This window comes from Actinokineospora bangkokensis (genome assembly GCF_001940455.1).
Classification (GTDB): Bacteria; Actinomycetota; Actinomycetes; order Mycobacteriales; family Pseudonocardiaceae; genus Actinokineospora; species Actinokineospora bangkokensis.
Window position 1 is genome coordinate 1 of sequence record NZ_MKQR01000031.1, and the last position, 7914, is coordinate 7914.

The following is a 7914-nucleotide window of genomic DNA, read 5'->3' on the forward strand; positions in this document are numbered from 1 at the left end:
CCCCGCAACCGCCCCCCGGCTCCCCCCGCCCCACCGTCGCGCTTCGCGGACGCCGCGAACCCCGGCGCTCCGAACCACCCCGGCGGCGGCCCGCAGCGGCCGCTGGACGGCGGTCCGCCCACCCAGTTCAGCCAGGCCGCCCGCCCCGACCCGTCCCCACCGGGCGCTCCCACCCGTCCCGGGGGACCGCAGCGGTCCCTCGACGGCGGCCCGCCGACGCAGTTCAGCGAGGCCGCTCGGCCCGACGCGGCGTCCTCGCCCGAACTCGGCGGCGGGGGCAGGCCCGGTGACGGCGCGCAGCGGTCGCTGGATGGCGGCCCGCCGACGCAGTTCAGCGAAGCGGCCCGCCCTGGTGCGGGGTTCCCGCCCGACCTCGGTGGCGGCGGTCCGCAGCGGTCGTCCGACGGTGGTCCACCGACGCAGTTCAGCGAGGCCGCTCGGCCTGGTGCGGGGTTCGCGCCGGAGTTCGACGGCGACGGCCGCGGTGGTGGCGGGGCCCGGCAGCCGAGGGACGGTGGGTCGTCGACCCTGCACGGCGAGGGTGCTCGGCCCGAGCCGGGGACACCCGGGCTCGGCGGGCCTCAGCGCGGCGGAGCCGGTCGGCTCGGCCCCGGCGGCCCGGGGCGTGCTACCCAGGGGCCGGGGGCGTTCGTCGACGGGGCGGGGCGGGGTCCGCAGCGCGGCGCGGGGCGGGGGCTGGACCCGGCTGAGGCGCCGACCGAGCTGCTGGCGCCCGCCACCGAGGTGATCCCGGCCGTGGCGGCGGTGGAGCCGCCGACGGAGCGGATCGACCGGGAGCCGTCGCGGACCTCGATCCAGGCGATGCCCGCGCCGGACGACGACGCGGACGACGACCACTACGACGACCAGTACGACGACTACGACGACGACCTCGACGACCCGGATGACCACCCGGACGAGCGGTCGGCGGGGGACGCGGCCGCGCGGCGGAAGGGGAGCCGGGCCGCCATCGCCATCAAGGCAGGCGGCGAGGTCATGGTCACCCTCGGGCTGGTGATGCTGCTGTTCGTGGTCTACGAGGTGTGGATCACCGACCTGATCTCCGCGGGCAAGCAGGACGACGTCACCTCAGCGCTGGACCAGCAGTGGGACCAGCCCGGGGCCGAGGACGCCGAGCGCAAGCAGCGGTTCCAGGTGGCCGAGGGGCAGGGGATGGCCAAGCTCTACATCCCCGCGCTGGGCGAGGACTACAAGTTCACCGTCGTCGAGGGCACCACCGACGCCGACCTGGAGATCGGGCCGGGGCACTACGTCAACTCCGCGCTGCCCGGCCAGCCGGGCAACTTCGCCGTCGCCGGGCACCGGGTCGGCAAGGGCGCGCCGTTCAACGACCTGGACCTGCTCAACGCCTGCGACGCGATCGTGGTGGAGACCCGCAGCGACTGGTTCGTCTACCGGATGCTGCCCACCAACGACGACGCGAAGGACTGGGCCAGCAAGGGCAGCGACCCCAGGTGCGCGGGCGCGGACGGCGGCGCGGCGGTCGAGCCGCTGACCGGGGAGTACGCCAAGGCCACCGGGCGCCAGATCGTCACCCCGCAGCAGAGCGAGGTCGTGGCACCGGTCCCGGGCAACACCGCCTCCCGGCTGCCCGAGGACGAGCGGTTGAAGCTGATCACGCTGACCACCTGCCACCCCAAGTTCTCCAACAAGCAGCGGATGATCCTGCAGGGCGTGCTGGTGCGCCAGCAGCCCAAGACCGCCGACCACAGCGTCGTCCCGGTCGAGCTGAGCGAGACGAGCTGACCCCCCACCCGCCCCGAGTCCACTGAGGACATCTCCACCCCCGTGGTCCGGGTTCTCCGGTGCGCCAACCGGAAGCCGTTGTCCACTGTGGTGCCGGATGGGTGTGGGGCGACGGTCTCCCCGGTCGCCATCCCCCGGCTTCGCGTGGGTGATCACCCGCTCCGCCCACCTGGGTGTGTCCCCGTGATCCCGCGCTCGGGAGACGCGCCGGCAGGTGTCACCCGGAAAGCCCAATCCCGCGTTCACCCCTTGCCCCACTCGCACGCTCCGCTGTAAGTGAGCCTCTTTCGAGTAGTAATCTCTCACTCACACGGTGGAGGAACCATGGACCAACCGGTGAACGCGCACTGGCAGGGCTTCTGGACGGCGCTGCCTGCCGAGCCCGCCGCCGCCATCTGGGACAGCTCGGCGGAGGTCACCGCCACCGCCCAGCTGCCGCTGTTCGAGTCGTACTTCCGCTCGACGCTGCCGGTGCTCGACGTCGGGTGCGGCAGCGGGACGCAGACCGCCGCGCTGGCCGAGCGGTTCGGGCGGGTGCTGGGGCTCGACTTCGCCCCGGCGGCGATCGAGCACGCGACCGCGCTGCACCCCGGGCTGGAGTTCCGCGCGTTCGACCTGGCCGACACCGCGGCCGCGACGGCCCTGCACGACGAGCTGGGCGACGCCAACCTCTACATGCGCGGGGTGCTGCACCAGATGCCCGACGAGCGCCGGGCCGACGCGGCGCGGTCGCTGTCGGTGCTGCTCGGGGAGACCGGCACGCTGTTCGCGGTGGAGCTGGCGCCCGCGGCGGGCGCGGTGATCCAGGAGGCGGTGGCCCGCGGGCCGGAGGCGGTGCCGAAGATGCGGATGGTCTTCGCGCACAACCTCACCCCCGCGGCCTGGGTGGACGGCAAGCTGGAGTCCGTGCTGGCCGGTGCCGGGCTGTCGGTGCGGGCCAGCGGGGCGATCACGCTGGAGTCGACCGACGCGCTGCCCGACGGCACCCGGCTCGACCTGCCGATGACCTACGTGGTGGCGGGCTGAGCGCGGGAGGGGCGTGATCCGCGACCGCGCCCCTCCCGCCGCCCCGGCCGGTTCGTTAGGGTGCCAGCCGTGGTGCACCGATGATCGAGAAGATCCTGCCGCCCGCGGTCGTGGCCGTGGAGGCGTTCGAGGACCCGGCCGAGGCGGTGCTGCTGCCCGAGGAGGAGCCGCTGGTGGCCAAGGCCGTCGCCAAGCGCAGGGCCGAGTTCACCACCGTGCGGCACTGCGCCAGACAGGCCCTGGCCAGGCTGGGCCGCCCGCCCGCGCCGATCCTGCCCGGCGAGCGCGGCGCCCCCGGCTGGCCCGCGGGCGTGGTGGGCAGCATGACCCACACCGCCGGGTACCGGGCCGCGGTGCTGGCCGAGGCCACCGACGTGGTGACCGTGGGCATCGACGCCGAGCCCGCCGAGCCGCTGCCCGACGGGGTGGAGGCCGTGGTGGCGCTGCCGGACGAGCGCACCCACCTGGCCGAGCTGTTCGCCCGCGAGCCGGGCGTGCGGTGGGACAAGCTGCTGTTCGCGGCCAAGGAGAGCACCTACAAGGCGTGGTTCCCGCTGACCCGCCGGTGGCTGGGCTTCGAGGAGGCCAGGCTGCGCTTCGACCCGGGGGGCACCTTCACCTCGGAGCTGCTGGTGGCGGGCCCCGAGGTGGGCGGCGAGCGGATCACCGGGTTCTCCGGCCGCTGGCTGTCCGAGGGCGGGTTCGTCGTCGCCGCGATCACCATCACGACCTGACTTGGTAGGTTGCGCAAAGCAACCAGCTGAGCGGGAGGACGACGATGGCGGCAGGGTCGGGGCCGTGGACCGAACCAGGCGCGTTCGAGGTGGCGCCGGGGGTGCACCGCATCCCGCTGCCGCTGCCGAACGACGGCCTGCACGCGGTCAACGTCTACGCCATCGAGTCCGCGTCCGGCCTGGTGCTGGTGGACTCCGGGTGGGCGCTGCGGGAGGCCCGCGAGCTGCTGGCGTCCGCGCTGGGCACCCTGGGGCACGACCTGGGCGACGTGCGCCGGTTCCTGGTGACCCACGTGCACCGCGACCACTACACCCTGGCCGTCGAGGTGCGCAGGCTCTTCGGCGCGCGCATAGCCCTGGGCGAGGGGGAGCGGCCCAACCTGGAGGTGATCCAGGAGGGTCGGGTGACCCTCGCGGGCCAGTCCATGCGCGCCTGGGGGGCTGAGGAGCTGCACGCCAAGCTCCGGGCCGCCTTCGGGGAGGGCGGCGCGTCGGCGGCCTACGAGTCCCCCGACGAGTGGCTGACCGCCGCCCAGCGCATCGACCTGGGCGACCGCACCCTGGAGGTCGTCCCGACCCCCGGCCACACCCGCGGCCACGTGGTGTTCGTCGACCGCGCGGCGGGCCTGTGCTTCGCGGGTGACCACGTGCTCCCGCACATCACCCCGTCGATCGGCTTCGAGCCGCTGCGCGCCGAACTGCCCCTCGGCGACTACCTCGACTCCCTGCGCCTGGTGCGCTCCCACCCCGACCTGCGGCTGCTCCCGGCGCACGGGCCCGTGGCCCCCAGCGTGCACGCCCGCGTCGACGAGCTGCTGGCCCACCACGAGGACCGGCTGGCCAAGACCCTCGCCGCGGTCCGCGGCGGGGCCACCACCGCCTTCGCCGCCGCGCACGCCCTCGGCTGGACCCGCCGCGAGCGCGAGTTCGCCTCCCTCGACCTGTTCAACCAGCTCCTGGCCACCGGCGAGACGGCCTCCCACCTCGACGTCCTGGTCGTCCGCGGCGACCTGGAGGTCGTCGACGAGGACGGCGTCCGCGAGTACCGCCTGCCGCCGCGGTGACCGGCCGCCGCGTCAGTCGAACAGCGAGGGTTGGCCGCCGGGGGCGGCACCCTCGATGCCCAGGATGCGGACCTTCGTGGCCGCCCCGCCCGCGGCGGAGAACCCGCCGACCTTGCCGCCCGCGCCCAGCACCCGGTGGCAGGGCACGATGATCGGGTAGGGGTTGGCGCCCATGGCCTGCCCCACGGCCTGCGCCGAGCCGGGCGCACCGACCGCTGCCGCCACCTGGCCGTAGGTGGTCGTCCGGCCTGGGCCGACGGTGCGGATGTGCTGGTAGACCCGCCAGTGGAAGTCCGGCAGCCCGCTCGGGTCCACCGGCACGTCGGTCAGGTCGTCGGGGACGCCGGTGAGCAGGGCGCGCACCCGCTCGACCACCGCCAGGACCGGCCCCGCGGGCTCCACCTCGCGACCGCCGACGCGCCTGCGCAGGGCCGCGAGGGTGCGCCCGCGGTCGGCGCCGGGCAGCTCCACGGCCACCACGCCGCGCTCGCCCCAGGCCATCCCGCACCACCCGAGGGCGGTGTCGAACATCGCGTGCTCGGTCACCCGGCCATCCTGCCCCACCGGGCGGGCGGCCCCGGACAGCGGACGACCGCCGCGCTCGTGCGGAGCGCGGCGGTCGTCATCCCCATCCCTCACCCTGCGCCCGGCGCCCTGCCCGCCGGGCGTGCGACCGGTGGCGCGGCGAGGCGGACCCGGGGGAAGGGGGTCGCCGGGCCACCGGCCCAGGTCTCACTTCTGGAGCAGCTGGTTGAAGAACGAGCGGTAGCGGCGCAGCGCCTGGCGCAGGTCCTCGGTCTGGGCGTCGGACCCGCCGCGCCACTGCTCCTCCAGGCCCTGCTTGTGCTCGGCGAAGGTCTTCGCCAGCGTCTGCATGACCTCGGCGACGAGGTGGTCGGCGTCGCGCACGGCGGCCTTCGGGTCGTCGACGAACGCGGCCTGCACCTCCGACCACTGGCCGCGGAACCGGTCGACCTCGCCCGCGGCGAACAGCTCGGCGGCGGGCTCCTCGGCCTCGGTGGCGCGGGGGGCGCCGGACTCGCGGACCTCGCGCTGCGCCGGGATCTCCTCGGTGGGCTTGGCCTCGGTGTAGGGCTGCTGGGCCGCGGCCTGGGCGCCGTTGGCCGCCCAGGCGCCGTCCTGGTGCTGCTGGTGGCGCGCGCCCTCACCGCGCAGGCCCAGCGGCTCGCCGTCGTGGGCGCGCTCGGTGGCCTCGGTGGGCACCGGGCCGCGCTGGCCCGCCGCGGCGTTGTCGCCGTGGGTGCGGGCGTCGGCGGTCTCGGCGTGGCGCGGGCCGTCGTACCCGCCGCGCTCGTCCCTGTCGTGCCCGCTCTCATTCCGCGCGTTGTCGTTGCGCGCGTCGTCGTTGTGCACGGTGCCGTCGCGGTTGTCGTCGTGCCGGTTGTCGTCGTGCCCGTCCTGCGCGTGCTTCTCGGCGTCGCGCTGCGCGGCGTCGGCGTGGGCGGTGCGCGCCCGGTCCTCGTACCCGCGCGGGGTGCCGGGCTCGTCCACACCGGAGCGGCGGGGCTCGGCGATCAGGTCTTCGGTCTGCAGGTGCTGCGTGGTCATCGGGTTACCTCCGGGTCGGGGTCGGCGGCGCTGGGGCCCTGTCCGGGTGTCAGCGGCTCACGTGCTGGTGGGCGTCCACGGCGCAGCGCTCACCGGTGCGGTGCCCCTCGTCGCGGTGGTCGGCGCGGTCGTGCTCGTCGCCGCCCAGCAGGTCGGTGAACAGGCTGCGGTAGTGCACCATCGCCTCGCGCAGGTCCTCGGTGGAGGCACCGTCGCGGCCGCGCACCTCGTGCGCCTTGCGGTAGTGGTCCAAGGTGGACGCGTGCTCGACGGACAGCCTGCGCAGCTTGTCCTCGTGCGAGCCCTCAGTGGGGTAGCCGCGCTCGGCCATCAGGGCGGTCACCAGCCGGTCCGCCTCCTCGACGGCGGGCGCGGGCTGGTCGACGAAGCGCTCCTGGACCTGGCGCCACTGGGCCGAGTACCGCTCCCGGGCCTGCGGGTCCAGCGGGCGGATGTCGAGCTCGGCGTGCTCCTTCTCCCGCGCGAGCAGTTCCCGCTCCGCCTCCCGGCGGGGGTGCTCGCTGACCGTCCGGTCGTACTCGGGTCCGAACGTGCGGCGCAGGTGCGCCCGCCGGGACGCCACCTTGGCGACGACCGCCACCACCGCGACGACGACGACCGCGGCGACGACGACAGCGATGATCGCTCCGGTCGACATGGGATTCTCCTTCCGGCACAAGGGAAGTGGGTGGTGTGCTCTCGTCGTGTGGGGTACCACCGGCCCCGGACGTGAAACGGGGTTCGCCCGGCATTGGGCCGTTTGCCGCACACCCGCGTGCCGCCCGCGGCGCAACCCGCCTACCCTGGGCCGGTGCGCATCGTGTCGTTGCTGCCCGCGGCCACCGACCTGGTCGCCGTCCTCGGCCGCGCCGGTGACCTCGTGGGGCGGACGCACGAGTGCGACTGGCCCGCCGCCGTCCACGACGTCCCCGTCGTCACCGCCGCGGGGATCGACCAGGACCGGATGACCAGCCGCGAGATCTCCCTGGCGGTGGGCGGTTCCGCGCACTCGGGCTCCTCGCTGTACACAGTGGACATCGCCCTGCTCGCGCGGCTGCGGCCCGATGTCGTGCTGACGCAGGACTTGTGCGACGTGTGCGCGGTGTCCTACCGCAAGGTGTCCGAAGCGGTGCGGGTGATGGACACCGACACGGCGGTCGTCAGCCTGGAACCCCGCACGCTCGGGGACATCTTCGACACCGTCACCACGGTCGGCGAGATCCTCGGCGTCGACCCCGCGGAGGTGCTCGCGGGAATGCGCGAGCGGCTGCGGGAGGCGACCGTGCGCACCGAGCACCGGCCGACCGCCGTGGTGGTCGAGTGGATGGACCCGCCCTGGCCCGCGGGCCACTGGGTGCCCGAGCAGGTGAGCGCGGCGGGCGGTACCCCGCTGCTGGCGGTGCCCGGCGAGCACACGCGCGCCGTCGACTGGGACGCCGTACGCGCCGCGGACCCGGAGGTCCTGCTGATCGCCCCCTGTGGGTTCCCGCCCGAGCGCACCCTCGCGGAGCTGCACGCCCTCACCACCCGGCCCGGCTGGGCGGACCTGCGCGCGGTGCGCGAGGACCGGGTGTGGGTCCTCGACGGGCCGTCCTACTTCAACCGGCCGGGGCCGCGCGTGCTGCGCGGCGTCGAGGTGCTGGCGCACGCCCTGCACGGCGTGGGGGAGGTCAGCGCGGCCGAGGCGCGGCGGGGGGCCCCCGGCGCGGGGGGGGGCGCGGGGGCCCCCCCCCGCCCCGGCCGGGCCGCGGGGG

The 7914-nt window shown here is 75.4% G+C and carries 8 protein-coding genes; 5 read left to right on the plus strand and 3 right to left on the minus strand.

Features of this window, described 5'->3' with window-relative positions; translation table 11 throughout:
* The 4 genes from BJP25_RS36015 to BJP25_RS30880 form a co-directional block, all read left to right on the plus strand.
* Positions 1 to 1767: class E sortase (locus tag BJP25_RS36015; protein WP_233158365.1), on the plus strand; the 1767-nt coding region annotated here is incomplete at its 5' end.
* A 324-nt stretch (positions 1768 to 2091) separates the two neighbouring features.
* Entirely contained in the window at positions 2092 to 2793 is a 702-nt protein-coding gene (locus tag BJP25_RS30870) for a class I SAM-dependent methyltransferase (RefSeq protein WP_075978600.1), read from the plus strand.
* 80 nt (positions 2794 to 2873) lie between these two features.
* Positions 2874 to 3527 (plus strand): 4'-phosphopantetheinyl transferase family protein, encoded by a 654-nt coding sequence (locus tag BJP25_RS30875; protein WP_075978601.1) that lies wholly within the window; start codon positions 2874 to 2876, stop codon positions 3525 to 3527.
* Positions 3528 to 3571: 44 nt separating this feature from the next.
* Positions 3572 to 4591, plus strand: coding sequence for an MBL fold metallo-hydrolase (locus BJP25_RS30880; RefSeq protein WP_075978602.1), 1020 nt, complete (start codon positions 3572 to 3574; stop codon positions 4589 to 4591).
* A 12-nt stretch (positions 4592 to 4603) separates the two neighbouring features.
* Here BJP25_RS30880 and BJP25_RS30885 read toward each other — a convergent pair whose 3' ends face one another.
* From BJP25_RS30885 to BJP25_RS30895, 3 genes are all read right to left on the minus strand, one after another.
* The gene (locus BJP25_RS30885) at positions 4604 to 5122 is read right to left on the minus strand and encodes a methylated-DNA--[protein]-cysteine S-methyltransferase (RefSeq protein ID WP_075978606.1); all 519 of its coding nucleotides are present in this window, start codon (positions 5120 to 5122) and stop codon (positions 4604 to 4606) included.
* A 201-nt stretch (positions 5123 to 5323) separates the two neighbouring features.
* Positions 5324 to 6160 (minus strand): hypothetical protein, encoded by an 837-nt coding sequence (locus BJP25_RS30890; protein ID WP_075978603.1) that lies wholly within the window; start codon positions 6158 to 6160, stop codon positions 5324 to 5326.
* 49 nt (positions 6161 to 6209) lie between these two features.
* Complete coding sequence (locus tag BJP25_RS30895) at positions 6210 to 6818, minus strand: hypothetical protein (RefSeq protein WP_075978604.1); 609 nt, start codon at positions 6816 to 6818, stop codon at positions 6210 to 6212.
* A 153-nt stretch (positions 6819 to 6971) separates the two neighbouring features.
* On the opposite strand from BJP25_RS30895, the gene BJP25_RS30900 reads away from it, so the two are divergent.
* On the plus strand, positions 6972 to 7914 hold a 943-nt coding region (locus BJP25_RS30900), incomplete at its 3' end, for a cobalamin-binding protein (protein ID WP_084794806.1).